General features: G+C 63.8%; 25 protein-coding genes and 1 rRNA gene. 13 read left to right on the forward strand and 13 right to left on the reverse strand.

Annotated features, from left to right (window positions below; genetic code table 11):
* The first annotated feature begins 8 nt into the window (after positions 1-8).
* Together proC and ACT6Q8_RS15445 are read left to right on the forward strand one after the other, a co-directional pair.
* Positions 9-815 carry a pyrroline-5-carboxylate reductase gene (proC, locus tag ACT6Q8_RS15440; protein ID WP_444735189.1) on the forward strand — a complete coding sequence of 269 codons (807 nt, stop codon included), beginning with the start codon at positions 9-11 and terminating at the stop codon, positions 813-815.
* A 175-nt stretch (positions 816-990) separates the two neighbouring features.
* Positions 991-1485 (forward strand): YbaK/EbsC family protein, encoded by a 495-nt coding sequence (locus ACT6Q8_RS15445; RefSeq protein WP_444735190.1) that lies wholly within the window; start codon positions 991-993, stop codon positions 1483-1485.
* 220 nt (positions 1486-1705) lie between these two features.
* On the opposite strand, the gene pdxR is transcribed toward ACT6Q8_RS15445, so the two are convergent.
* Both pdxR and ACT6Q8_RS15455 read right to left on the reverse strand, forming a co-directional pair.
* The gene (pdxR, locus tag ACT6Q8_RS15450) at positions 1706-3235 is read right to left on the reverse strand and encodes a MocR-like pyridoxine biosynthesis transcription factor PdxR (protein WP_444735191.1); all 1530 of its coding nucleotides are present in this window, start codon (positions 3233-3235) and stop codon (positions 1706-1708) included.
* Between the two features lie 235 nt (positions 3236-3470).
* On the reverse strand, positions 3471-3773 hold the full coding sequence (locus tag ACT6Q8_RS15455; protein ID WP_102110741.1) for a hypothetical protein: 303 nt from the start codon (positions 3771-3773) through the stop codon (positions 3471-3473).
* 198 nt (positions 3774-3971) lie between these two features.
* Between ACT6Q8_RS15455 and ACT6Q8_RS15460 the strand changes: the two genes are divergently transcribed.
* Positions 3972-4691, forward strand: a complete 720-nt coding sequence (locus tag ACT6Q8_RS15460) for a response regulator (RefSeq protein WP_054170135.1) — start codon at positions 3972-3974, stop codon at positions 4689-4691.
* Entirely contained in the window at positions 4688-6007 is a 1320-nt protein-coding gene (locus ACT6Q8_RS15465) for an ATP-binding protein (protein ID WP_444735192.1), read from the forward strand. The genes ACT6Q8_RS15460 and ACT6Q8_RS15465 overlap by 4 nt, the downstream gene beginning before the upstream one ends.
* Positions 6008-6045: 38 nt before the next feature.
* On the opposite strand, the gene ACT6Q8_RS15470 is transcribed toward ACT6Q8_RS15465, so the two are convergent.
* On the reverse strand, positions 6046-6870 hold the full coding sequence (locus ACT6Q8_RS15470; RefSeq protein ID WP_054170134.1) for a MipA/OmpV family protein: 825 nt from the start codon (positions 6868-6870) through the stop codon (positions 6046-6048).
* Positions 6871-7153: 283 nt separating this feature from the next.
* Between ACT6Q8_RS15470 and ACT6Q8_RS15475 the strand changes: the two genes are divergently transcribed.
* On the forward strand, positions 7154-8335 hold the full coding sequence (locus tag ACT6Q8_RS15475) for a M20 aminoacylase family protein (RefSeq protein ID WP_054170176.1): 1182 nt from the start codon (positions 7154-7156) through the stop codon (positions 8333-8335).
* A 4-nt stretch (positions 8336-8339) separates the two neighbouring features.
* Positions 8340-8867 (forward strand): protease complex subunit PrcB family protein, encoded by a 528-nt coding sequence (locus ACT6Q8_RS15480; RefSeq protein ID WP_054170133.1) that lies wholly within the window; start codon positions 8340-8342, stop codon positions 8865-8867.
* Positions 8868-8887: 20 nt separating this feature from the next.
* On the opposite strand, the gene ACT6Q8_RS15485 is transcribed toward ACT6Q8_RS15480, so the two are convergent.
* Together ACT6Q8_RS15485 and ACT6Q8_RS15490 are read right to left on the reverse strand one after the other, a co-directional pair.
* Positions 8888-10288, reverse strand: coding sequence for a PleD family two-component system response regulator (locus tag ACT6Q8_RS15485; protein WP_054170132.1), 1401 nt, complete (start codon positions 10286-10288; stop codon positions 8888-8890).
* A gap of 35 nt (positions 10289-10323) precedes the next feature.
* Positions 10324-10728 carry a response regulator gene (locus ACT6Q8_RS15490; RefSeq protein ID WP_054170131.1) on the reverse strand — a complete coding sequence of 135 codons (405 nt, stop codon included), beginning with the start codon at positions 10726-10728 and terminating at the stop codon, positions 10324-10326.
* Positions 10729-10821: 93 nt separating this feature from the next.
* Between ACT6Q8_RS15490 and ACT6Q8_RS15495 the strand changes: the two genes are divergently transcribed.
* Positions 10822-12153: a DNA polymerase IV gene (locus ACT6Q8_RS15495; protein ID WP_444735193.1), complete on the forward strand. Its 1332-nt coding sequence runs from the start codon at positions 10822-10824 to the stop codon at positions 12151-12153.
* Here ACT6Q8_RS15495 and ACT6Q8_RS15500 read toward each other — a convergent pair whose 3' ends face one another.
* From ACT6Q8_RS15500 to ACT6Q8_RS15510, 3 genes are all read right to left on the reverse strand, one after another.
* Positions 12154-12783, reverse strand: coding sequence for an outer membrane protein (locus ACT6Q8_RS15500; RefSeq protein WP_444735194.1), 630 nt, complete (start codon positions 12781-12783; stop codon positions 12154-12156).
* 158 nt (positions 12784-12941) lie between these two features.
* Entirely contained in the window at positions 12942-13991 is a 1050-nt protein-coding gene (locus tag ACT6Q8_RS15505) for a retropepsin-like aspartic protease (RefSeq protein ID WP_444735195.1), read from the reverse strand.
* 248 nt (positions 13992-14239) lie between these two features.
* Positions 14240-15562 (reverse strand): hypothetical protein, encoded by a 1323-nt coding sequence (locus tag ACT6Q8_RS15510; RefSeq protein ID WP_444735196.1) that lies wholly within the window; start codon positions 15560-15562, stop codon positions 14240-14242.
* A 335-nt stretch (positions 15563-15897) separates the two neighbouring features.
* On the opposite strand from ACT6Q8_RS15510, the gene ACT6Q8_RS15515 reads away from it, so the two are divergent.
* Positions 15898-16608, forward strand: coding sequence for a fused DSP-PTPase phosphatase/NAD kinase-like protein (locus ACT6Q8_RS15515; RefSeq protein WP_054170126.1), 711 nt, complete (start codon positions 15898-15900; stop codon positions 16606-16608).
* An 11-nt stretch (positions 16609-16619) separates the two neighbouring features.
* On the opposite strand, the gene ACT6Q8_RS15520 is transcribed toward ACT6Q8_RS15515, so the two are convergent.
* The 4 genes from ACT6Q8_RS15520 to ACT6Q8_RS15535 form a co-directional block, all read right to left on the reverse strand.
* Positions 16620-17174: a universal stress protein gene (locus ACT6Q8_RS15520; protein ID WP_444735197.1), complete on the reverse strand. Its 555-nt coding sequence runs from the start codon at positions 17172-17174 to the stop codon at positions 16620-16622.
* 56 nt (positions 17175-17230) lie between these two features.
* Positions 17231-17665, reverse strand: coding sequence for a CBS domain-containing protein (locus ACT6Q8_RS15525; RefSeq protein WP_054170124.1), 435 nt, complete (start codon positions 17663-17665; stop codon positions 17231-17233).
* 80 nt (positions 17666-17745) lie between these two features.
* On the reverse strand, positions 17746-19017 hold the full coding sequence (locus ACT6Q8_RS15530; protein WP_444735198.1) for an RNA polymerase sigma factor: 1272 nt from the start codon (positions 19015-19017) through the stop codon (positions 17746-17748).
* Positions 19010-19363 (reverse strand): YciI family protein, encoded by a 354-nt coding sequence (locus tag ACT6Q8_RS15535; protein ID WP_054170122.1) that lies wholly within the window; start codon positions 19361-19363, stop codon positions 19010-19012. The genes ACT6Q8_RS15530 and ACT6Q8_RS15535 overlap by 8 nt, the downstream gene beginning before the upstream one ends.
* 146 nt (positions 19364-19509) lie before the next feature.
* On the opposite strand from ACT6Q8_RS15535, the gene ACT6Q8_RS15540 reads away from it, so the two are divergent.
* A complete protein-coding gene (locus ACT6Q8_RS15540) occupies positions 19510-19692 on the forward strand; it encodes a hypothetical protein (RefSeq protein ID WP_156344859.1) in 183 nt (60 codons plus the stop codon).
* Between the two features lie 70 nt (positions 19693-19762).
* Here the strand turns inward: ACT6Q8_RS15540 and ACT6Q8_RS15545 are convergent, their stop codons facing one another.
* Positions 19763-19966, reverse strand: coding sequence for a hypothetical protein (locus ACT6Q8_RS15545; RefSeq protein WP_156344858.1), 204 nt, complete (start codon positions 19964-19966; stop codon positions 19763-19765).
* A gap of 110 nt (positions 19967-20076) precedes the next feature.
* Between ACT6Q8_RS15545 and ACT6Q8_RS15550 the strand changes: the two genes are divergently transcribed.
* The 4 genes from ACT6Q8_RS15550 to ACT6Q8_RS15565 form a co-directional block, all read left to right on the forward strand.
* The gene (locus tag ACT6Q8_RS15550; RefSeq protein ID WP_444735199.1) at positions 20077-21810 is read left to right on the forward strand and encodes a monovalent cation:proton antiporter-2 (CPA2) family protein; all 1734 of its coding nucleotides are present in this window, start codon (positions 20077-20079) and stop codon (positions 21808-21810) included.
* Positions 21811-21946: 136 nt separating this feature from the next.
* Positions 21947-22288 carry a hypothetical protein gene (locus ACT6Q8_RS15555; protein ID WP_054170118.1) on the forward strand — a complete coding sequence of 114 codons (342 nt, stop codon included), beginning with the start codon at positions 21947-21949 and terminating at the stop codon, positions 22286-22288.
* 50 nt (positions 22289-22338) lie between these two features.
* Positions 22339-22764: a DUF1489 family protein gene (locus ACT6Q8_RS15560; protein ID WP_054170117.1), complete on the forward strand. Its 426-nt coding sequence runs from the start codon at positions 22339-22341 to the stop codon at positions 22762-22764.
* Positions 22765-23545: 781 nt separating this feature from the next.
* Positions 23546-23711: ribosomal RNA gene (locus tag ACT6Q8_RS15565) — 16S ribosomal RNA — on the forward strand; the annotation flags it as partial.

A 23711-nucleotide genomic window follows, 5' to 3' on the forward strand; every position in this document is an offset into this window, starting at 1 on the left:
AACACCGGATGAGTGCTAGTTTGCTGCTGGTCGGGTGCGGTAAGATGGGCGGGGCTATGCTGGCTGGCTGGAAAGCCGCCGGTGCCGCCGGGTCCGTGGTGGTGGTGGAGCCGTTCGGCGCGCCGCGTGGCTTGCCGGCCGATGTGCTGGTCGTCAAGGAAGCCTCTGAAATCCCGACTGATTTCACGCCCGATGCCATCATCCTGGCTGTCAAGCCGCAGATGATGGATCAGGCGCTGCCCAACTATGCCCGCTATGCCGGGACGGCCCTGTTCCTGTCCATCGCGGCGGGCAAGCCCATCGCCTATTTCGAAAAGCATCTGGGGGCCAACGCCGCCATCGTGCGCGCCATGCCGAACACGCCCGCCGCTGTGGGCCGTGGCATCAGCGCCGCTGTGCCCAATGCCAATTGCACCGACGCGCAGAAGGCGCTGGCCCGGACCCTGCTGTCGGCGGTGGGGGAGGTGGCCTGGGTCGCGGACGAAACCCTGCTGGACGCCGTGACGGCCCTGTCGGGCAGCGGCCCGGCCTATGTCTTCCTGCTGGTGGAGACCATGGCCAAGGCTGGTGTGGCCGCGGGCCTGCCGCCGGACCTGTCGATGCAGCTGGCGCGCGCAACGGTCATGGGCTCGGGGGAGCTGCTGCGCCAAAGTCACGAATCGGCTGAACAGCTGCGCCGCAATGTCACCAGCCCCAAGGGCACGACCGAAGCGGCCTTGAACGTGCTGATGGCCGACGGGCCGGGTGGCATGCAGGACCTGCTGACCCATGCCATCGCCGCCGGTACCGCCCGGTCGCGTGAGCTGGCTGGTTGAAAACAACCAAGGGTCATGAAAATGACCCTTGGTACGACGGCGACTGCCGTCGCGCGGCACTTGCCGCGTGAAGCCAAGCCGCCGGATGGCGGCGCCCGGCGTTTGAGGGAACATGAAATCAGCTTGGGTCGGTGACGATCAAAGCTGATTGGTATGGACAGGGAGTAAGGTTGGGATGGCCGGACCGTTAAGCCCCAGTGCGCAGAAGATACAGAACCTTCTGAACGATCTGGGCCATCCCATCCATGTCTTGGAATTCGCCGCCTCTACCCGCACCTCCGCAGAGGCGGCGGCGGCCATTGGCTGCGATGTGGCGCAGATCGCCAAATCGATCATGTTCCGCACCCGCGACACGGGCCGCCCCGTCCTGGTCGTTACATCGGGCAGCAACCGTGTGAATGAAGCGACCGTGATCCGCCATCTGGCTAGCCCGTTGGGCGGGGAGAAACTGGCCAAGGCCGATGCTGATTTCGTGCGGCAGAAGACGGGCTATCCCATCGGCGGCGTTCCGCCCCTGGGCCACAATGTCCCGCCCATCACCCTGTTCGACCGCGACCTTCTGAACTTCACCACCGTCTGGGCGGCTGCCGGCACCCCCAACACCGTGTTTCCCATCGCGCCCGACGCGTTGGCCGGCATCGTGGGTGGGGTGGTGGCAGAGGTGGTTTGAGGGCGGTGACGGGCAGATTGCAGACTTCTCTGCCACTTCCTGCTATCATGCGGGCTATCAGCGCCCATTCCATGCCTGCACGCATTAGCAGCCATCGGCTTTCGATGACGGAAAGCCGCCAGCGCTGAAACACACCCTTGTTTTGTGTTTCACATGGTTGCATAGGCCCGCTTCCGATCGGAGCGGGTCAGCAATTTACTCCGAATTCAGGGGGCGCCCCTCACTCCGCCGGAACCAACCGGCGGGGCTGCAACACGCGATGGGTCTGGGTGCTGCGGGCCTTGTCGATGACGCCGGCCAGACGCTCGGCGGCACGCGACAGGCGTTCCGGCGTGAAGGCGGCATAGCCCAGGACCACGGCTCCCGGATCCCCGGCAATGCCGGGTCCGCGCCGGCAGGCCGAGATGGCGGGCAGGGCGATGCGGGCCTGGGCGGCCAGGGCCGACAGGGTTGTGTCGTCCACACCAACCGAGGGGGACAGGCGCCCGACCAGATGCAGGCCGGAACTGGCCGCATCCACCGCGATGGCGCCTGACCAGTGGCGTTCGGCGGCGAACAGCAGGGCCTGCTGACGTTCGGCATAGAGGCGGCGGGTGCGGCGCATGTGGCTGGCATAATGGCCTTCCACCAGGAAATCATGCACGGCCATCTGTTCGGGCAGCGGCACATGCATGCCCATGCGGGCGCGCAGGTTCTGCGCGGCTGACACCAGCGATGACGGCACCACCAGCCAGGAAAGGCGCAGGGCCGGCACCAGCGTATTATCCAGCGCGCCCAGATGCAGGACGCGCTCATTCTCGTCCAGCCCCTGCAGGGCCGGCAGCGGGCGGCCCGTGTAGCGGTAGCCGCCATCACGGTCATCCTCCAGCAGCCAGGCCCCGCTGCGGCGTGCCCAGGCCAGAACGGCCATGCGGCGGCGCAACGGCATGGTGCCGCCGGTCGGGTACTGCCAGCCCGGCGTGACGACCGCCAGCCGCGCATCGGGCGCCAGCCGCGCGCCGCGTTCCGGGTCGATACCGTCGGCATCCACCGGCACATGGGCGACATTGTAGCCGCGATGCGCAAAGGTGAGCGCCTGCAGGGGGCAGCCCGGCTCTTCCAGCCAGACCGTATCCCCTGCCGTCAGCAGCAGGGTGGCAACAAATTCCAGGCCGGACCGGCGGTCGGGCAGGATCAGGATCTGTTCGGGATCGCACGCGATGCCCCGGCTGGTCTGCAAATGACCGGCCAGTACGCGGCGAAGCGCGGTCCAGCCGCCGGACGTGTCATTGCCCAGCAGCAAGCCTCCGGCATCGCGCCAGCGCTTGGCCAGAAGCCGGCGCCAGGTGTCGATATCGAACTGGTCATAGGCCGGCGTGCAAGGCTCGAACGGCAGAAGCTCTGCCCCGGCGGCGGGCACCGGCACGGCGGGCTTCGGCACCGGGGTCTGCGGCACGCGGGCGGTGTTATTGGGGGCCAGGCGCACGGCGGGCGCCATGGCATCATCGGGCAGGGTGCGGCAGACAAAGGTGCCGGACCCGATACGGGCTTCCAAATATCCTTCGGATGTCAGCCGGTCCACCGCCGCCACAACCGTATTGCGCGACACGCCCAGATCGGCGGCCAGCGTTCGGGTGGAGGGCAGTCTTTCCCCAGGGCGGATGGCACCATTCACGATGGCGCCGCGCAGACGGTCGAACAGGCGTTGCTGAAGCGGCGTGCCGTCGGAACCGTCGAACAGGGAAAGCAGGGGGCCTTGGCTGAGTTTCATGCGTGGCGACCTCGAAGCGCTCAACCGGGTGTCATTCCGGACCTCGGGCGGAACGGCATCCCGTATCGTTCCGTGATTGGCGGGCAGGAAGGTGGTTATGCCGGCGGACCGGGGCATTGATGGGGTCGCCCATGGGTCCGCCGGCAAACCTTGGAGCGGCCGGACAACCGGGGAAGGCCGCTCCACCATCACCGGCGACGGGGCTTGCCGGTGATGATTGGGATATTTGAGTGGCTTAGCTGACGATCTCGCCGGTGGCGGCGTTGACCTTCAGCGTGGCAAAGCGGATGCCGTCAGCGGACTTCAATTCCACCAGGAAGACGCCATCCTTTTCCCGCACGTCGCCGACACGGCCGAAGCGGTAATTGTTGCTCTTCATCCAGGTCTTGGCGATGTCGCGGGCCTCGGAACTGGTCACGGGCTCGGTGCGGGTAACGGCGGCCGCAGGCTCCTTTGCCGCGACCTGTGCGCTGTCGCTGGCATGGGCGGCGGTAACGCCAAGGGCCGCGACAAAGGCGAGGGCGATCAGGGTGCGCATTGGTGCTTTCCTCTTCATCTCTGACTTCCGGTTGCCGGTTGTTTCCGGCGACAGGCTCATCTGAACACCCACGCTTTGCCGTTGCATGACGAGGAAAGGGGCTTTGTGAAACACTCTGTTTCCAAAGGCCCAGGACGTTACATTGTGGTAACAACATGGCCGTCGGCAGCCCGTCTGCCCTTCGATTATGATGACGACATGACCGAGAGCAGCACCCACCTCCTGGTCGTCGATGACGACCGTGAAATCCGCGATCTGCTGACGCGCTATCTGACGCGCCATGGCTACCGTGTGACGGCGGCCAAGGACGGGCAGGAAATGCGCCGCTATCTGGCTGATCGCAATATCGACCTGATCGTCCTGGATCTGATGATGCCGGGCGAGGATGGTCTGTCGCTTTGCCGTGCCGTACGCGCCGATGGCGGTCCACCCGTCGTCATGTTGTCGGCCATGGGGGAGGATGCGGACCGCATCCTGGGCCTGGAGATCGGGGCCGACGATTACCTGCCCAAGCCGTTCAACCCGCGTGAACTGGTGGCCCGTATCAAGGCCGTGCTGCGCCGGGCCGCGGCCCCGTCGGGTGCGGCACAGGTGACGGCGGGCGCCATCAATTTCGCGGGCTTCACCCTGGATCAGGCGCAGCGCCGCCTGACCGACGCCAAGGGGGAGGAGGTCACGCTGACCGCCGGTGAGTATGAGTTGCTGGTGGCACTGGCCACCCGCCCTCGCCGGGTTCTGTCGCGCGATGACCTGCTGGAGATCACGCGGGGCCGGTCGGCCGGTCCCTTTGATCGGTCCATCGATGTGCAGATCAGCCGTCTGCGCCGCAAGATCGAGATCGACCCCGCCGAACCGACCATCATCAAGACGGTGCGGTCGGGCGGCTATATCTTCTCACCCGAGGTGCCGGCATCATGAGGGCGCTCACCGACCGCATGTCCTATTCGATCTTCGCGGTGCTGGTCGGTGGCATCCTGTTGTCCCAGGCCATCGCGCTGGGCCTGTACCGGTCCGACCGGGCGGAGGCCGTGGCCGATGCCGAGGGCGGGCAGCTTGCCAATTGCCTGGCCGGATTCGCGCAGGTGATCGAGGAGCAGCCGACCGAGGTGCGCCTCTCCGTTCTGCGCGGCCTGAAGGAACGCGAACTGACGGTGCGGACCAGTGCCGGCCATACCGTCCTGCTGGACGTTTACGAGAAGCAGCCCAAGACGCCGGGCAAGCCGGAAATGTCGCCGGCTGTGTCCATTCCGCCCTTCGGCCTACCCGTGCCGCCCCCGCCGCAGCCCAACGTGATCGAGGTGTCGCGTCAGCTGAAGGACGGCACCTGGATGCGCTTCCATGCGCCGGTCACGGCGACCGATGCCTTGCGGGAACCGGGCTTCATCGCGTCCCTGGGCGGATCTGCGGCGGTTGCCATCCTGCTGTCGGCCTGGGTTCTGGGTTTCACGACCCGCCCCCTGCGCCGGTTCGCGGCGGCGGCCAACCGGCTGGGCATCGACATGAATGCCCCTTCGCTGGACGAGGCGGGGCCACGTGAGGTGCGACTAGCGGCATCTGCCTTCAACAAGATGCAGCGCCGCCTGCGCGCCTTCGTGGAGGACCGGACCCGCATGCTGGCGGCGGTCAGCCACGATCTGCGCACGCCGCTGACCCGTCTGCGCCTGCGTGCCGAGTTCATCGATGATGATGTCGTGCGCGACAAGATGCTGGAGGATCTGGCCGAGATGGAGGCCATGATCGGCTCCACCCTGGCCTTTGCCCGTGACGAGGCGGCCAAGGAAGCCATCGAGCCGCTGGAGCTGAACGCGCTTCTGGCCCGGCTGGGTGAGGATATGCGCGATGCCGGCAAGCCGGTGGGCGTGGCGCCCGCCCCCTTCGCCATTCCCATTGCGGGCCGTCGCATGGCGCTGCGCCGCGCTCTGGGCAACCTCATGGAAAACGCCGTCAAATATGGACAGACGGCGCAGGTCGCCCTGGCCGTGACGGGGGAGAATGTCACCATCACTATCGATGATGAAGGCCCCGGCATTCCCGAAATCGAGTTCGAGAATGTGTTCCGGCCCTTCTTCCGGCTGGAGGCGTCGCGTTCCCGCGATACCGGCGGCACGGGCCTTGGCCTGTCTGTGGCCAATGACATCATCCGGGCGCATGGCGGCGAAATCCGTCTATCGAATCGGCCCGAGGGCGGGTTGCGGGTGACTGTGCTCCTGCCGGTGGAACACGGCACTACGTAACGGAAGGGCGAGCGCATCGCACCCGCCCCTTGCCGACTTCAGAACGTGTAGGACAGGCCCAGGCCGCCCATGAACTGATCGCGGCTGCCATTATCCTTCACGAACGGGCTGTCGGCGGCGTCGCCCAGCAGGCGGGAATAGCCCGCGAAGCCCGTGACCGACCAGTTTTCATCCAGTGGATGGATCATGATGGCCGTCAGTCCGGCATTCTTGAACCCGGCATCGGCCTTATACCCGGTGCGCGACCCCGGCAGGACAAGCTGCGTCGGCCCGGTGGGCGCCAGACGGTCCACGGTCGTGCTGAAATAGGAATGCATGTAATCGTCGCTGGCCCAGGTCAGCGAGGGGCCGATCATCACCATGGTGCGTCCGACCGGGTTGAACATCCAGGTGGCCGACAGCGTCGCCTCGGTCCCTTTGTGCCCGTCACCCAGAAGATCGGTGCCGACATCGACCGACAGCATCAGTTGATCGACCGTGTATTCCGCAAAGATATGGCCGACCGCCGTGTCGCCGACATTGCGATAGCCGGTCAGGGCCTTGTCCTTCTTCGACTTGCGCCCGCCATCGAACGCGACCGAAGCACCCAGCGTCAGGTTATCGGTGCTGATTAGATTGGCACCCAGCCCCTGACGGGACAAGAAGAACCGGTCATAGGTGATCTCGATATCGGGAACAGGCCGGACCTTATAGCTGTCGGACCCTTCATACTCCGGCATCACGAAACCGAACGTGCCCAATCGCACGTACCAGCCATCATCGGATGGGGGCCGCTGGGCCAGGGCGCCCGAGGCACAGGTGAGCGAAAGCAGGGCGGACATGGCTGCCACCATGCGCATCCGCCCGATCGAACGGGTGTTCATTGTTTTCTCTCCGATCCATGAAGCGGCACCGGCCCGTTGCCCCAGCCATCGCCGCGCCGGCACTGTGACAAAGCGTCCAAGCGGCAGATGTGACGGGCATCACCGAAATGAACAATGCTCAAAATATTCATCTTTGCTCTTTCGGTGATGTTTCCCCGGTTCCCAGCAGAGAGTTAAGCCGATAAACTGCCCGTCAATGTCGCTTGCGACTTTTCGTATGACCAGGGCGGCCGTCGAGGCCTTGATCAACAAGGACGCTGCCGCCTGCCGGAGTTCAGGGACCATGCCCATCATCAACCGCATCGCCGATTTCCACGCCGACATGACCGCGTGGCGCCACCATATCCATGAGAATCCAGAAACCGCGTTCGAGGAGTTCAAGACTTCTGATTTCGTGGCGGAAAAATTACAGACCTTTGGGATTGAGGTGCATCGCGGCATCGCGGGCACGGGTCTGGTCGGCGTGCTGCATGGCAAGGACGGGCCCAACGGCAAGGCGATTGGTCTGCGCGCCGATATGGACGCGCTGAACATGGATGAGGGCAACACCTTTGCCCATGCCAGTAAGATCCCCGGCAAGATGCATGGCTGCGGCCATGACGGCCACACGACCATGCTGCTGGGTGCTGCCCGCTATCTGTCGGAGACGCGCAATTTCAGCGGCACCGTGAACTTCATTTTCCAGCCAGCAGAAGAGGGCGCCGGTGGTGGCCGCCGCATGGTGGAAGAGGGGCTGTTCGACCGCTTCCCCTGCGACATGATCTTCGGTATGCACAATTGGCCCGACCTGCCCCCCGGTGAGATGGTGGTGAAGGCTGGTCCGATCATGGCCGGTGCTGACCAGTTCGAGATCAGGGTGGCCGGTAAGGGCGGTCACGCGGCCCTGCCGCACCATGCCATCGACCCGGTGGTTATTGCCGCCCATATCGTGACGGCCACGCAGACCATCGTCAGCCGTAATGTGAGCCCCATCGAAAGCGGCGTCATCTCCATCACCCAGATCCATGCGGGTAGCGCCTATAATGTCATCCCGCAGGAAGTGATCATGCGCGGCACCGTCCGCGCGCTCAGCCATGAGGTGCGCGACCAGCTGGAAAATGGTCTGCGCCGCATCGTGGAGACGCTGCCGGTGGCTTTTGGGTCCAGCGCCACGCTGACCTATCGCCGTGGCTATCCGCCCACGGTCAATCATGAGGGCGCGCCCACGAATCTGGCGGCCCGTGTCGCGGCTGAACTGGTTGGCGCGGACAAGGTCTATGACAATGTCGGCCCCAGCATGGGGGCAGAGGATTTCGCCTTCATGCTGCAGGAGCGTCCGGGTTGTTATGTCTGGATGGGCCAGGGTGGGGCGGCGCTGGGCTGCCTGCTGCACAACCCGGCCTATGATTTCAATGATGAGATCCTGCCGCTGGGTACCAGCTACTGGGCAAAGCTGGTGGAAACGGCGCTGCCGGTGGCGGCGTGACGCCATGATGCCGGGGATCGACGGGAAGGCCAGGGCGGCACTGACCGTTCTGGCCGTGGCGATGCCTCTGGCCCTTGCCGGCTGCGGCGGCGGGGCTGGGGCGTGGCTGGCAGGCGAAACGGCGGGTGCGGTGTCCGGAATGTCCGGCGATACACCACCGCCCCTGGCCGCGCGTGCCATGTGGCGGGCGGAAAATGCCCGTGCGCAGTCGCAATCCTTCCTGGCCGCCCGCAACGATGCGGAATGGGCGGCCCTGTGGGATCTGGCGGGCCGGTCGCCACCCGGTCGTCTCCCGCCGGATCAGATGGCGCTGGGCGTGTTCTTAGGCACGCGCACGACCACCGGCTATTCCGTTGATATCCTGCGCCTGCGCCCCGAACGGCGTGACGGGCAGCGTGACCGGCTGGTGGTTGAGTATCGGGAGGTAACACCCCCCGATGGCCTGATTACGGCGCAGGTCCTGACCAGCCCCTATGCCATCATCCTGGTCGACCGCAGCGACGCGGCGGTGCGGTACAACCGAATGCCGTAAGGGGGTGCGCGCCGCACCCCTTATTCCCCGGCGCCGTCCATCACCACGCGGTTGCGACCGCTGCGCTTGGCCTGATACAGGGCCGTATCGGCGCGGCGCAGCAAGGCGTCGCCTGATTCGGGACGTCCCTCGGCATCCAGCGTCCAATCGGCCAGGGCGACGCCGATGGAGATGGTGACATCGATCTTGCCCACCGGCGCCGATACCGCGAACGGTTCCTCCGCAATGCGGCGGCGCAGACGTTCGGCAACGGCCATGGCCTGGCTACCGTCCGTGTCGGGCATGACGACGACGAATTCCTCCCCCCCCAAACGGGCGACAAGGTCGAAATTGCGCAGGTTGCGGCTGGCGCGCTGCGCCACCTCCTTCAACACCTCGTCGCCCACGCCATGGCCCCAGGTGTCGTTGACCACCTTGAAATGGTCGATATCGAACAGCAGGGCCGACACCGGCTTGTTATTGCCGCCCGACCTGTCCAGCAGGCGGGGCAGGTGCGCCGACAGGTAACGGCGGTTGAACAGGCCCGTCAGGCTGTCCGTCAGCGCCATGGACAGGCTGGCCTCATAATTGGCGCGTAGCTTGTCCTGATAGCGCTTGCGCCGCACCTGAGTACGGGTGCGGGCCAGCAGTTCGTTCCGGTCGATGGGCTTGATCAGATAATCATTGGCGCCCAGCTCCAGGCCCTTGGCGATCCGGTCCATGTCCGTCTCGTCCGCCAGCAGCAGGATGGGAATCTGGCGCGTCTTCTCATGGCTGCGCAGTTGCGAGCAGAGGCGCAGCCCATCCTCGCGCATCAGCGTCAGGGAGATGACGATCAGCTCAAACTCCTCCGCCAGGGCCAGTTCCAGGCCGCCGGCGCAGGTGTCGGTGTCGGTCACCACGTCGCGGTCGCGGGCCACAGTCTCCACGATCTTGTCCAGATCAATGGCGCTGTCCTCCACCACCAGCACCCTGGCGGCCTCCGCCGTCTGCGTATGCACCGAATCGGTGGAGACCAGCATGCCCAGTTGACCCGACGTGCTTTCGCGCAGGCGCCACTCATCGGTCATCATCTTCAGGCGGACCAGCGAACGGACGCGGGCGAACAGGGCCACGTCGTTGACGGGCTTAGTCAGGAAATCATCAGCCCCCGCCTCCAGCCCGCGCACGCGGTCGGACGCGTCCGACAGGGCGGTAACCATGACGACGGGAATGTGCATGATGGCCGGGTCGGCGCGGATTTTCTCACACACCTCGAATCCGTCCATGCCCGGCATCATCACGTCCAGCAGCACGATGTCGGGGTGCTGGGCATGAATACGCTCCAGGGCCTCCGGCCCTGAATTGGCGGTGACGACGTCGAAATATTCCCTGGTCAGCTTGGCTGCCAGCAGCTTCACATTGGGTAGAACGTCATCAACGACAAGGACCCGAGCCGACATGGTTCACACACCCACCGGCCTGGTCTTCCAAGCCGTCAAAGGAAACGTTGCACCGTTTGGAGAAACTTCGCGACGGAGATTGGCTTGGCGATGTAATCCTCGCAACCACCTTCGCGGATTTTCTCCTCATCCCCCTTCATGGCGAAGGCGGTGACGGCGACCACTGGGATCGCCTTCAGATCATCATCTTCCTTCAACCACTTGGTAACCTCAAGCCCGGATACCTCGGGAAGCTGTATATCCATGAGGATAAGGTCGGGGCGATGTAGCCGCGCCATGCGCAGCGCCTCCATCCCGTCCTTGGTCTGCAATGTCGCATAGCCGTGCGCTTCCAGCAGATCGTGGAAGAGCTTCATATTCAGCTCATTATCCTCCACGATCAGCACGCGCCGGGGGCGTGCTGCGGTCGCGTCTTCACCCTGGACATTGTCAACACTCATCGGCACGGCTCCGCCTTCCTTATGCTCGCAGGGCATGATGCCATTAGACGGCGACAGTTCTTAACCATTCGTTACCATCTGACATCATCCACCATGCCAGCAGACCCGCCAACCCCCGTCTCCAGCCAAAGACCGGATGCCCTGTGCCGCGATTGCGGGCAGGCGCAGATGGCTGCCCGCCGCTGTGGTGCCTGCGGGTCGGTGCGGGTGGTGAAGCATACGGAACTGCACAGCCTTTCCATCGCCCATATCGATTGCGACGCCTTCTATGCCAGCGTGGAAAAGCGGGACCGGCCGGAACTGGCCGATCAGCCGGTGATTGTGGGTGGCGGGCATCGCGGGGTCGTGTCCGCCTGCTGCTATATCGCGCGGCTTTACGGCGTGCGTTCCGCCATGCCGATGTTCAAGGCTTTGCAGCTTTGCCCGCAGGCGACCGTCATCAAGCCCGACATGCGCAAATATGTGACGGTCGGGCGTGATGTGCGTGCCCTGATGCAGGAAACGACGCCGCTGGTGGAGGCCATCTCCATAGACGAGGCCTTCCTGGACCTCACGGGTACGGAGCTGCTGCATGGCGGCAGCCCTGCGCGCACCCTGGTCCGGCTGGTGCGGCGGATCGAGACGGAGATCGGGGTCACCGCCTCCATCGGCCTGTCACACAACAAGTTCCTGGCCAAGCTGGCTAGCGATCTGGATAAGCCGCGCGGATTCGCCATCATCGGCAAGGCGGAGACCCTGTCCTTCCTGGCGCCCCGTCCTGTGGGCATGATCTGGGGCGTGGGCAAGGCGCTGGCCACCAAGATGGAGGGGGAGGGTATTCGCACCATCGGCCAGATTCGCGAAATGGAGATGAAAGAGTTGGTGCGCCGCTATGGCTCCATGGGCATGCGGCTTTACCATTTCTCCCGCGGGCAGGATGATCGGCGGGTCACCCCGCACAGCCCGATGAAAAGCATCTCCTCCGAAACCACCTTCAACACCGATCTGTCGGCGCTGGAGGAACTGGAGCGGGAACTGTGGCCGCTGGCAGAGAAGGTGTCGAAACGGATGAAGGCCGGGGGGCATGCCGGCCTGACGGTCACGTTGAAGCTGAAGACACCGGATTTCAAGCTGACCACCCGTAACCAGCGCCTATCATCCCCAACGCAGCTGGCCGACCGCATCTTTCGCACGGGCCGCGATTTGCTGCGGGCCGAATGCGATGGGCGGCGGTTCCGGCTGCTGGGAATCGGTTGCCACGACCTGACCGACCCGCGTGATGCCGACCCGCCGGATCTGGCCGATCCAGGACAATTGCAGCGGGCCAAGGTGGAGAGGGCCATTGATGCCGTGCGGGCCAAGCTGGGCGGGCAGGCAATATCCAAGGGACGCGGATTGCCAGCAGCCGGTGGCAAGGCAGGGCGGGAACCAGTGGAAGGGACCTGATTATTTGCCGAAGGTGAAGCGCACGCCGGCCAGCGCCGACCATGTCTGGGCCGTGCCATGCGTCGCAAAATCGTCGGTAGCGGTAAAGCTGGGCTCCCCACCGCGCACGTAGCGGCCATCGGCAAAGAAGGAGAAGCTGCCGCTGACCGGCACCGACAGCCCGACCACGCCCTGATAGGCAAAGCTATCGGCGCGGGCATCGGAATAGCCCATGGCCAGCCGTTCGGCCTCCGTCCGGGTCCAGCCCATGCCGATCCCGACATAGGGCGTCAGCCAGTCCGTGACCTTCATATTGACGCGGGCATTGGCCATGGTGCCCGGCGATCCGATGGCGCCATCGACGCTGGGTGCCGTCAGCAAAGCCGAATCCCGGTCGCGATAGGCATATTCCAGTTCCAGCCGGAAGCTTTCCATCGGATGCCAGTCGGTGCCGGCGGTTAGACCCGGATTGGCGTTGCCCAATCCATAGGTAGTGGCGTTACCCGCCGCACCACCAACATAGCGACCCGACAATCCCTGAAGATACGCGCTGGGCAGTTCGGAATCGGGCGCACCCGCATCCTGCGCCAGGGCAGGGGCGGTGACGAGGCCGAAACAAACGGCGAAAAGGGCGGTCTTCAGCGAATTCATGACATCAACTCCGGACCCTTCACTAATAGCCGAGGTCGCATTTGCTGTCATGTCAGGATCAGGGTTAACGCGTCTGTGATTTCTGATCCTCTGCCATGTGTGTCAGTCCCGACACGGAATTTTATTCCCAGTTGGTCACGCGAAGACTTGAACTTGATTCAATCACGACCCGCCCTTGTTCCGCGATCACCCAGGCGGGAGGGGCCTGGAGGCGCGCCGCTGGCCGTCATCCGCATGCGCAGATGCAGACTGCCGGTCCCGAAATCCAGGGCGAATCCATCGCTCAGCCCCAGGACGTCCATACCCAGGATAATGGCCGGTTCATCTTCCAATCCCAGTGCCGTGTAGGCATGGGCATCGACCAATGTCGCCGGCAGTCCAGAGACGCTGACCGGGCCGATCTTGACGCGTGGCAACAGGAAGACTTCGCCAATCCGCGTCTCCCCCGCCAGATTAATGACTTCGATATTGCCGACAAGGCTGGCCGGTTTGCCCCTTTCCTGCAGGGCCCGCAGCAATACCGGGTTGAACATCGACCGCTCCGCCCCTGTATCGACAAGGCCGTTGACGATCATGCCGCCGATTTCGATGGGCACGATGACCAGCCCGGTCGGATGCACACGGCCCTTCACCGAATCATAACCGGTGGGGGAGTAGCGGCGGGATTGTTCGATCTTGATTTCGTCCCGGCGAAAGCTGACCGACAGGCGCTTGCCCTGCAGACTGTTGGTTCCCAGCACCCCACCGGCTCCCGACAGATCGCCGAAGGACAGGACCGGTGTCACCATGTCTTCTGCCACGAACCGACCCATATCGATGCGGTTGACCTTCATGGTCGGCATGATCATGGGTCCCAGCACGTCATGCACGCGCATCATATTGCCGGTGACCGTGACGTCGGCGCCCATGGCCATGCCGGGCACTGTGGGGACGGGTGGGGGAATGAACCCCAATGCGCGGGCGATATCCATGCCGATCATGGTACCCGAACAGCCGGTATCGACCAGAAAGCGGACGGGGCCATAGCCATCGACCACCACCGGGGCCAGCACGCGGCCCGCGCGGTCGGGCCGGGTCGGGATGGCATAAATGGGACCGGGCGGTGGCGGAGGCGGTGTCATTTCCGCCAGTGCGGGGCTGACGCTAGCCAGAAGGAGAGCCAGGGTCTTCGCTATGGTCAGATGTCTGCCGGACAGATATCGCTTCATGACCGCCCCCCTTTGCCAGGCATCTTCCCGTGTGGATCGGAATGCCGATGACAGCTTAATCCAGAATGAAGCCAGTAAAGCCATTAATCATGGCATGGCTTGACCCGTGAAGGTCCGCTTTATCGGGGGTACGCAGGACCAGCATTGGTGAACATATTTGCGCAGGTGCAATAAAGAAAAGGCCGAACCCAGAGGGTCCGGCCTTCGCTTCGATCGAAAAGGATATTGTTCGTATACTTAATACTTTGTTAATTCGCCTTGGCGGCGGGTGCCGCCTGCGGTGCCGTCAGCGGCTCCTTGCCCTTCTCTTTCAGCACTTTCAGAATGCCGGCAGAGGCGCTATCGGCTTGAGCCTTCTCGGCGTCCGTCGCCTCGTGCGAGAAGACGTTCAGCACGCGGATCGCCTGCTCCTGCCCCGCTTGTTTCGGAAGCTCAATGAGCTGCATGACAATGGCGACATGGATTTTGTTGCCATTGCTGTCGCACGATACGGAGCCGGAACGAAGCTGATAGGCCGGCACTTTCTCAATCGCACCCATGGCGGGCGTGTAGGTGCCCTCACAGCTCTTCTTCAGCTGTTCCATATAGGTGTCGCCGACCTTGGTGAAATCGCCGGCGGCTTCACCCATGGGGAAGCTGCGGACAGCGCCCAGCACCTTGTCGCCGATCTGCCAGGCATAGTCGCCGGGTCGCTGCTGCGGCGGAATCTTGTCAATCGGGATAGCGCGGGCGCTGGACAGGCCGGCATCGACCAGCAGTTTGGCCAGGGTCGGGGCAATGGCCGGTTCCGTCGGGGCAGGCAGCTTCAGCGTGCCGTCCTTGCCGCCCTTTACGCAGGCGGTCAGGTCGTTCATGGCCTTGGTGGTGCCCTTCAACTGGAAGGAGGCGGTATCGCCCGGCACCTCGATGGTCAGAACCGAACCCGTGGTCAGGCCCTTCAGCAGCTCGGCATCATCACCCAGGCCGATGGCCAGGGCGTTGGGCTGGCTGACAACGGCGGCAACTTCGCGGTTGATCTTGCCGTCGATGGACATCTTGATGGGCGCGCGCTGTCCCGTGGGCATCTGGGCACCGGGGATGCCCAGCACCATCTGCGTCCGGTCGGCCGGATTGCGCAGCAGGATCAGGTGCAGATTATTGTCGTATTCCACCGAGGCGCCGCACATCTTGAAGGTGCCATCGGAGAAGACCTGCGGCCCGACCTGCCATTCGCCCTTCGGCACACCGGGCTTGGCCGGCTTCGGCGGGGCCACGGCGGCGGGACGGGCAGCGGGTGCGCCCTGCGCTGCGGCACCGACGGTGCCGGCGGCGGGACCCTGCGCGGCGGGCCGGGCCTGCGGCTGTTGCTGCTGCGGCTGGCCGATGGTTCCGGCGGCGGGACCACCGATGGTGCCCGCGGCGGGACCACCCTGCGGTTGCTGCGGCTGCACTGCACCGGGCAGGATCAGGCCACTGCCGGCAGCGGGCTGCTGCTGGCTGTTTGATTGGGCGGCGGCGCCACCGGTGACGCACAGCGCAGCGGCGCCGGCAAGCAACAGGTGACGCAGGACGTGCGGCGCGGAAAACGACATGCTGGGAACCACGGGTAACAACCCCTCTGCACATTGGGCGGAGGGACCCTAGGCCGGTTGCAGCGCCAAGGCAAGGGGGCATATGAAGCGCCAAAGTACCAGCAATCGCGCGGCTGACCATCGTTTGAACGGTGCTCAGCCCCTATGCATCGCACCCACCAAAAAATTTTCACCATCCAGGTGGGGTAGGGTGCAGGTGACGACGTCATCTAAACATAACCTGAAGGGGTATTTTTACGCTCGCTCCCCTTCAGGCCCCTGTCGTATGTATTGAGGCGTCGGTCAGGGTGGCATCGGGGCGATGCGGCCTGTGGCGGCGGGGCGAAGGAACGGGCATGCAGTACGAAGAGACGCGCCTGCGACATGCCGGGATCGGGGTGCCGGAATGGGCACGGTCCGACGATCCGCGCATATTGGCGCGCCGATATGCCGATATGATGTTCAACGACCATGCCTTCATCCGCATGGCCTATCGCAATTTCCATCGCATCGGACCGGACATGTTCCGGTCAAGCCAGCCGACGCCAGGGCAGATGGATGTTCTGGGCCGCATGGGTATCCGCACCATTCTTAATCTGCGTGGCCGCCGGCCCACCTGTGGCTCCTATTTCTTTGAGGTGCGGGCCGCTGCCCGGCTTGGCATCGATCTGATCGATTTTCCCGTGCGGTCGCGCGATGTCCCGCGCAAGGAAGACCTGTTCGCGGTCCGTGACCTGTTCGCGCGGCTTGACGGTCCCACCGTCATGCATTGCAAGGCCGGCGCGGACCGTGTCGGCCTGATGAGCGTGCTCTACCAGTTCGTGCATCTGGGCCTGCCGCTGGAACAGGCGATGGGCCAGCTTTCATGGAAATATGGCCATCTGCGTCAGTCCAAGACGGGCATCCTGGATCATTTCTTCGAATGCTTCCTGGCCACGGGCGGGCGCAGTGTCAATGAATTCTATGCCTGGGTCGAAAATGGCTATGACCCGGCGGCCATGAAGGCCTGCTTTCTGTCCCGCCGCTGGGCCAATGTCGTCACGGATAGGCTACTGCGCCGGGAGTGAGGCCGCAGCCTCTAGGCCAGACGGTCAATCTGCCGCGCCGTCAGGTTGCCGGGCACGATGACCAGCGGAATATCCAGGGAGCCGGCCAGTTCCCCCGCCAGCCAGGAAATCAGCTTGCCTTTGCACGCCGTCGCAGCGGCGGCACCCACGACCAGGGCGTGGATATCGCCATCCTCCCTGATCGCTTCCAGGATTTCTGATCCGATGCCGCCACGCCGGAAATGCAGTTCCGCGATAAGTCCCGTCAGGGCCCAAACTTCACCCGCCAGATCCTGAAGCAGGCTTTCCGCTTCTTCCCGCTGCTCCGCCTCCATGGTTTCCGCCACGCGCATCCAACCATGGCAATCGACAGGCTCGCAGACATGCAACAAGGCCAGAAGCCCGCCGGTATTGCGGGCCCGCAGGGCTGCAAAGCGCAAGGCGGCCCGGCTTTGCGGGCTGCCATCGACACAGACCAGGAACTTGAACCGTTCGGCCGGTGCCGTCTGTTCGGACGGGAGGCCGGAAGATGGAATAGGCTGATCTTCCCGGCGGGGCCACAGGCCGCCGGACATGGACATGAACATGATCGATCTCCTGTCAGGCAAGGCAGGCGATACGAAGGAAAAGGCAAAGGCCGGGATCAGCCCCGGCCAGCCACGTAGTCCCGAAGGCTTTCCACCTCATGGGTATATTCCGCCAGGCGGAACTTCACCACGTCACCGATGGAAATGACGCCGACCAGGATGCCGTTCTCCACCACGGGCATGTGGCGGAAGCGCCCTTCCGTCATCCGGCTCATGACTGTCGCCACCGTGTCGGTTGGTGTGCAGGACACAACCTTGGCTGTCATCAGCGAGGAGACGGGCTTGTCCATGACGCTGGCGCCATGCAGGGCCAGTCCCCGCACAATGTCGCGTTCAGACAGGATGCCAGCGATACCGCCCGCATCATTGAGTACCAGGATGGCGCCGATGCGGTTGCCATGCAGGATATGGGCGACGGTCGATACGCTTTCGTCCGGGCGCGTCGTGATGATGGTGGCGCCCTTGTTCTTCAGGATGGCAGACACATGCATAAGCGGTCCTCCCCTTCCTCTTTCGGGGTGTTAACCCCGTACAAATAAGGGAACGCGATGTTGCGCCGCACGCGCAAGCCTTATTCCACCAACCTGTCCAACCGAGCCAACAGCAATCGCCGATCGGGTTGGTTGATCCCTACCCGGTCGGCGACGTCCAGGGCATAGCGAAGCTGTTCCACCGCCCCCATCCGGTCACCCAGCCGTTCCAGCATGGCCGCCTTTGTCGCGGCGAACAGGGGGTAACGGGCGATCAGCCCATCGCCTTCCAGCGGGGCCAGGGCCGCCAGTCCCGCTGCCGGACCATCCCGTTCCCCAAGTGCCACCGCTCGGTTCAGCAGGGTGACGGGGCCGGGCGCCAGCCGGGACAGCCGATCATAAAGCATGACGATATGCGGCCAGTCGGTGGCTTCCCAGGTCGGTGCCATGGCATGGGCGGCGGCAATTGCGGCCTCGATATGCCAACGGGTCTCGTCCGGGCCTGCCATGCTGGCCTTCAGATGGCGGAATCCAGCGGCGATCAGTCCCTGGTGCCAGAGGCCCCTATCCTGGTCGGCCAGCAGTACCGGCAGCCCGTCACGCCCCTGCCGGGCGGGAAGTCGGGCCGCTGTCAGGCAAGTCAAGGCCGCCATGGCTTCCGCTTCCGGGCGCCCCGTTACCGGGTGGTCCGCCAAATGCCGGGCCAGATGCAGCGCTTCCGACACCAGATCCGCCCGGATCAGGTCCTCACCATCGCTGGTGCCGACCCCTTCATTGAGCAGCAGATAGAGTGTGCCCAGCACCGCCTCCAGCCGCTCAGGAAGCTCTGCGCCCGCCGGTACGGCAAAGGGTACCTTCGCGTCGGCCAGCTTGGCCTTGGCCCGCGTGATCCGCTGCGCCACGGTCGGTTCTGACAGAAGAAAGGCGCGGGCGATCTGTGCGGTGCCCAGGCCGCAGACGGATTTCAAGGTCAACGCCACCCGCGCTTCCACTGTCAGCACGGGATGGCAACAGGCAAAGATCAGCCCCAGCTTTTCGTTCGACAGTTCGGCGGCAAAGCGCGGGTCTTCCCCGTTCGCTGCGTCATCAGGCAGGCTGTCGGCCAGATCCTCCGGTGTGACGGGGGCTGTGAAGCGGCGGCGGCGCAGCCCGTCCACCGCCTCATTCCGGGCCGCCCGCCATAACCAGCCGGCTGGATTGTCGGGAATGCCCGTGCGCGGCCAGACATGTAGGGCCTTGGTCAGGGCGGATTGCACAATCTCTTCGGCCTCATCCAGCCGTCCGGGACCCAGCAGCCGGGCCAGCCGGGCGGTAAGCCGCCCGGCCTCCGTGCGGAACAGGCCCGCGATCAGCGGTCCCGCTTCCTCAGCCATCGATCATGTCGACCTGCCGGATTTCGACGACCCCATATTTCACATGTGGACAGTCGGCAGCCAATGTCTCGGCCTCGGCATAATCGGCAGCCTCAATCATGAAAAAACCACCAACCACTTCCTTGGCTTCGGCAAAGGGGCCGTCGGTTGCTACCAAGCTGCCGGACCGGGCCGAGAGATGGCGCCCACCTTCGTCGCGCAGCTTCTCCCCGCCCGCCAGTTTACCCGCCCGACCCAGTTTCTCCGCCCAGGCAGAGTATTCCTGGATGATTGCCTGTATCTCGTCCGGCGACAGGGCGGCAAAGGTGGCGGGGTTTTCACGCAGGATCAGCATAAACTTGGCCATCTGAAGGCTCCCTCATTCATCGGGGCCGGCGACCATCGCCGCTCCCGTTCCCCCTGACGGTCGAGCTTTGGCCGTTTCGACAGGATTGTCGAAATTTTTTTCACACCCCACTATGGATGAAGACCGGGACCCGTTCGGGGATTGTGATGAAGCTTGAAGACCGTTTGGCTGTGAAGCTGCTGGCACTGGCGTCTGTGCAGCTTGGCAAGGCCGTGAATGAAACCCTGTGCACTGAACCCGATCGCCGGCTGGTCAAGGGATTGCTGTCAGATGTGAAGGAACTGCTGTCGGAATTCGATCAGCAATATTTCCAGGACACGCAGGGCTAGGGCGCGGCCCCTGCATTCCGTTTATCCTGGTGGACCGGCGGGGGTGCAGGCACCTCCGCCGCCCCTTGCCTTAGGTGCGGCCTACCTGGGCCTTCCTCTTCACATGGTCGTTCGGGCGTGCGGCCCGCCATTCCCTTTCACGCAGGTCGGCGGCCCCTTGTTCATTGGCATGGGACTGCCTTGCCGCGGGATGCTGCATCGGGCCCGGCTTGGCCCGCGCCTGCCGCCACTCGCTTTCGGCCAGACGGGGAGAGGTGTTGTTCGGCATCGGCATGATCGCCTCCTTCTTGTGAAAAGCGGGTTTCCGCTGGTTCCACTCTCGGCAAATCAACAATCCCCTGCTACCCATGTTCCCGGCAATCGCCCGGCAGGGGAGGGACGGTGGTGGAAGGAAACGATATTGCAGGCCATGCGGCCCACGGCTTTTCCATGGTGGAAGAGACGCTGATGTTCCTGTCCGTCGCCGTCACCTGCATCCTACTCCTTCATCGCCTACGAATCAGCCCCGTTCTGGGCTATCTGGCCGGCGGCCTGATCCTGGGCCCCTCGGGCTTCGGCGTGGTGACGCTGGAAGAGGATGTGCGCGCCGTTGCGGAACTGGGCGTGGTCTTTCTGCTTTTCCTGATCGGTCTGGAACTGTCGGGCGAACGTCTGCGCGCTCTGCGCCGCTGGGTATTCGGGCTCGGCTTGGCGCAGTTCCTGGTGACAGGCGCGCTGCTGGGTGTCATCGGCATTTTCCTGGGGTTGGAGGCGCCGGTGGCGGTTCTGCTGGGCGGGGCGCTTGCCCTGTCTTCCACAGCCGTCGTGGTTCAGTTGCTGATCGAACGCGGCCAGGTGGCCTCGCCCACCGGCCGTGTCACCTTCGCGGTCCTACTCTTGCAGGATCTGGCCGTCGTCCCGCTTCTGCTGCTGGCTACCACCCTGTCGGGACCGCCGGGACAGTCGGTGCCCCTGGCGCTGGCTATTGCCTTGGGCAAGGCGGTCCTGGCCGTGGCGCTGATCCTGCTGCTGGGTCGCTTCACGCTGGGGCCTCTGCTGCGGGCTGTGGCGGCGACGCGCAGCACGGAATTGTTCACCGCTACCGCCTTGCTCATCGTGCTGGGTACGGGCTGGGCCACGGGGCTGGGTGGGTTGTCGGCGGCGCTGGGCGCCTTTCTGGCCGGGTTAGTTCTGGCCGGCACGGAGTTCCGGCATCAGGCCGAATCAGATATGCAGCCTTTCAAGGGGCTGTTGCTGGGCCTGTTCTTCCTGTCGGTTGGTCTGGGCATTGACGTTGCCGCCATTGCCGACCGTGCGCATTGGATCATTCTGGGTGTCCTGGGTCTCCTCATTCTGAAGGCAATGACGGCGGGCCTGTTGGCCCGGGTCTTCGGCGCGCCCCGTGATGTGGCCATCCGCTCCGGTCTGCTGCTGGGGGAGGCGGGGGAGTTCGCCTTCGTGATCATCACGACCGCTGTGGCCGGGCGGTTGATCGATAATGGCTGGGGGCAGACGCTGGCGGCCACGGTGGGCCTGTCCATCGCGGTCACACCTTTCCTGCCGGCCCTGGCCGATCGGCTTGTGGCCCGGTTCGCCCCGCCCTCAGCGCCGTCTGCCGTGGCAGGTGGGGGCGATGAGGAGCTGCATAACCACGTCATCATCTGCGGGTTCGGTCGCGTGGGCCAGACCGTGGCCGCCCTGATGGCCCGACAGCAGGTGCCCTTTGTCGGCATCGACATGAATGCCGATCTGGTTCGCCAGCATGCGATGAGGGGACTTCATATTCTCTATGGTGACAGTGCGCGTCACGAAACCTTGAAGCGGTTGGGCGCCGACCATGCCGTCGCGGCGATCATCACCCTGGATGATCCGCAGGCCGCCGCCCGCACCGTCGCCGCTTTTCGCGATCATTGGCCCAACCTGCGCCTGTTCGCCAGGGCCCGCGACCGTGCGCATGCGGCGGCCCTGCTGGCCCTGGGTGTGGAGGCTGTGGTGCCCGAAACGTTTGAAAGCAGCCTGGTCCTGGCACGCGGCGCGCTCGAATCACTGGGTGTGCCGTCTGCCGCCGTTGATGAGCTGGTGATGCTCTACCGCGAAACCGACCATGGCATGACCAGGGCCAGTGATGGCCAGACGTGAGCGGGTTTCCTGGGCCTATCCTTCCGCGCCACAAAAAAAGATTAACGCTCTTGGTGGATAGTGCGATGGTTCGCCCGGACGCACGGCACCCGAAAGGGGTAGTCGGGTTCGGCCATACATTGACGGGAGCGGGATCGTGAGCCGGTCCATCGAAGGCGTATCGAACTGGATGCATATGTTCCGCTGGATCGTGAAGCTGATCCGCGATGAATATGGCGTCGATGAAAAGATACTGACCCGCACCGCCATGCTGGAGACTGATTGCGGCCTCTCCATAGAGCAGGTGGAAGAGGTACTGGAAATCATCGCCGAAAGCTTTGAAGTGCGCTTCCCCTCCGGCACGCTGGATGAAGTGCTGAAGCTGGAAGAATTGTGCATGCTGGCGGCGTGGCTGCGCGGCCTGTTTAAGAAGCCGGAATTCATCTCTGCGGATTTCGAAAGCCGCTGCCGCGCTTCCAACCCGCTTGCCGGGGCCTGATCTCCGGTCCATATCAGATGCCCTGATTTCACATCCGGGCGTATGCCGATATGACCATCCATCTTCTGCGTCTGGCTGTCGGGGCCGAAAGCCTTCAATCGATGCGCGACTGGCGCCGCGATCACCAGATCACCTGGCAAGGGCGCGCCGTCGTTCCCACCTATACAAAGAGGGCACCGACCCGGGCAGCGGAACTGCTGGACGGCGGCTGCATCTACTGGGTGGTGAAGGGCTTCGTGCAGTGCCGCCAACGTTTCGTCGGCTTTGACATGATCCGCGATGTCGATGGTACCGAATATTGCCGTATGCTGATGGACCCGGAACTGACCGAAACGGTGTCCATGCCAAAGCGCCCGTTCCAGGGCTGGCGCTATCTGAAACCGGAGGACGCGCCGGCCGATCTGGGAGAAGGGCAGGGGAGTGATCCTCTGCCGGAACATCTCCTGTCCGAATTGCGGGCTCTGGGGCTGGCCTGAAGAAAAATGCGGCGGGTGCGAAAATAGTTGTTGCAGTGCCCAGTCGCCTGTCCTATACCCCGGCTCCCGCTTGGGACGGCGCTTTTCGGTGCTGAGACAAGCGGGGTTTGGATGGTGGTTTTGGCCAGTATCCGGTGGTTCTTTGGCTGGTTTGTCTGGCCATACAAGTTAACAAGAAGTTGACCATTAGTGGTTGGTGGTTGTTAGGCGGTTATTAAGACTGTTTGATGATTGTCGGTCTGGTTGGTTGCTTTTGGGTTTGATTTTCGGTGCCGGTGACGGCGGTGAAAAAAAACTGAAAAAAGTGATTGACACGGATCGGCGGGGTGTTTAGAAAGCGCCTCACCGACGCGCCGGAGACGCTCTGGCGGCGATGGTTGACTGATCTCTGATTTTGGGGTTGACGGCGTAAGCCGGAAGGCCTAGATGAAAGGGGTCAGGCGGTGACTGAGGTCACTGCTTCCGATGCCTTCCCTTCTTCTGGTGGGGTTTGGTTGGCCGGTGTAAGCCGGTCGATAGGTGTCGTTCGGTCTTTGGCCGTTGGTTCTTTGACAAGTGAATCTGTTGAGAAGGGATGCGCAGGCGGCGGATCTTGATGAGCTGGCAGGTCTGGTTCGTTTGGATACGCGACGTTTGGGCATCTTAGTTTATGTTGCTCTTAACGCCATCTACGATCTTTCGAGGTGGTGGATGGGGTTAGGTTCAATGATTGGGTAAGTGTTTGACGTTGTAGTATCCGTCAATGAGGTTCGGTTGGGTTTTGGCCTGACTGTTCCGCAAAAAACCTGAGAGTTTGATCCTGGCTCAGAACGAACGCTGGCGGCAGGCCTAACACATGCAAGTCGAACGCACCGCAAGGTGAGTGGCGCACGGGTGAGTAACACGTGGGAATGTACCCTTTGGTTCGGAATAACGTTTGGAAACGAACGCTAATACCGGATGAGCCC

It is taken from the genome of Niveispirillum sp. (genome assembly GCF_052437035.1).
In the GTDB taxonomy this organism is placed as follows: Bacteria; Pseudomonadota; Alphaproteobacteria; order Azospirillales; family Azospirillaceae; genus Niveispirillum.

Bases quoted from the DNA above. Each gene is read 5' to 3' on its own strand.
- ACT6Q8_RS15455 (WP_102110741.1), bottom strand. From the start codon at position 3,773: ATGCGCACCCTGATCGCCCTCGCCTTTGTCGCGGCCCTTGGCGTTACC.
- ACT6Q8_RS15470 (WP_054170134.1), bottom strand. From the start codon at position 6,870: ATGAACACCCGTTCGATCGGGCGGATGCGCATGGTGGCAGCCATGTCC.
- ACT6Q8_RS15490 (WP_054170131.1), bottom strand. From the start codon at position 10,728: ATGAGTGTTGACAATGTCCAGGGTGAAGACGCGACCGCAGCACGCCCC.
- pdxR (WP_444735191.1), bottom strand. From the start codon at position 3,235: ATGAAACTCAGCCAAGGCCCCCTGCTTTCCCTGTTCGACGGTTCCGAC.
- ACT6Q8_RS15510 (WP_444735196.1), bottom strand. From the start codon at position 15,562: ATGTCGTTTTCCGCGCCGCACGTCCTGCGTCACCTGTTGCTTGCCGGC.
- ACT6Q8_RS15540 (WP_156344859.1), top strand. From the start codon at position 19,510: ATGAAGCTTGAAGACCGTTTGGCTGTGAAGCTGCTGGCACTGGCGTCT.
- ACT6Q8_RS15445 (WP_444735190.1), top strand. From the start codon at position 991: ATGGCCGGACCGTTAAGCCCCAGTGCGCAGAAGATACAGAACCTTCTG.
- ACT6Q8_RS15535 (WP_054170122.1), bottom strand. From the start codon at position 19,363: ATGGCCAAGTTTATGCTGATCCTGCGTGAAAACCCCGCCACCTTTGCC.
- ACT6Q8_RS15465 (WP_444735192.1), top strand. From the start codon at position 4,688: ATGAGGGCGCTCACCGACCGCATGTCCTATTCGATCTTCGCGGTGCTG.
- ACT6Q8_RS15495 (WP_444735193.1), top strand. From the start codon at position 10,822: ATGCCAGCAGACCCGCCAACCCCCGTCTCCAGCCAAAGACCGGATGCC.
- proC (WP_444735189.1), top strand. From the start codon at position 9: ATGAGTGCTAGTTTGCTGCTGGTCGGGTGCGGTAAGATGGGCGGGGCT.
- ACT6Q8_RS15480 (WP_054170133.1), top strand. From the start codon at position 8,340: ATGATGCCGGGGATCGACGGGAAGGCCAGGGCGGCACTGACCGTTCTG.
- ACT6Q8_RS15485 (WP_054170132.1), bottom strand. From the start codon at position 10,288: ATGTCGGCTCGGGTCCTTGTCGTTGATGACGTTCTACCCAATGTGAAG.
- ACT6Q8_RS15525 (WP_054170124.1), bottom strand. From the start codon at position 17,665: ATGCATGTGTCTGCCATCCTGAAGAACAAGGGCGCCACCATCATCACG.
- ACT6Q8_RS15505 (WP_444735195.1), bottom strand. From the start codon at position 13,991: ATGAAGCGATATCTGTCCGGCAGACATCTGACCATAGCGAAGACCCTG.
- ACT6Q8_RS15475 (WP_054170176.1), top strand. From the start codon at position 7,154: ATGCCCATCATCAACCGCATCGCCGATTTCCACGCCGACATGACCGCG.
- ACT6Q8_RS15545 (WP_156344858.1), bottom strand. From the start codon at position 19,966: ATGCCGATGCCGAACAACACCTCTCCCCGTCTGGCCGAAAGCGAGTGG.
- ACT6Q8_RS15500 (WP_444735194.1), bottom strand. From the start codon at position 12,783: ATGAATTCGCTGAAGACCGCCCTTTTCGCCGTTTGTTTCGGCCTCGTC.
- ACT6Q8_RS15530 (WP_444735198.1), bottom strand. From the start codon at position 19,017: ATGGCTGAGGAAGCGGGACCGCTGATCGCGGGCCTGTTCCGCACGGAG.
- ACT6Q8_RS15515 (WP_054170126.1), top strand. From the start codon at position 15,898: ATGCAGTACGAAGAGACGCGCCTGCGACATGCCGGGATCGGGGTGCCG.
- ACT6Q8_RS15560 (WP_054170117.1), top strand. From the start codon at position 22,339: ATGACCATCCATCTTCTGCGTCTGGCTGTCGGGGCCGAAAGCCTTCAA.
- ACT6Q8_RS15520 (WP_444735197.1), bottom strand. From the start codon at position 17,174: ATGTTCATGTCCATGTCCGGCGGCCTGTGGCCCCGCCGGGAAGATCAG.
- ACT6Q8_RS15460 (WP_054170135.1), top strand. From the start codon at position 3,972: ATGACCGAGAGCAGCACCCACCTCCTGGTCGTCGATGACGACCGTGAA.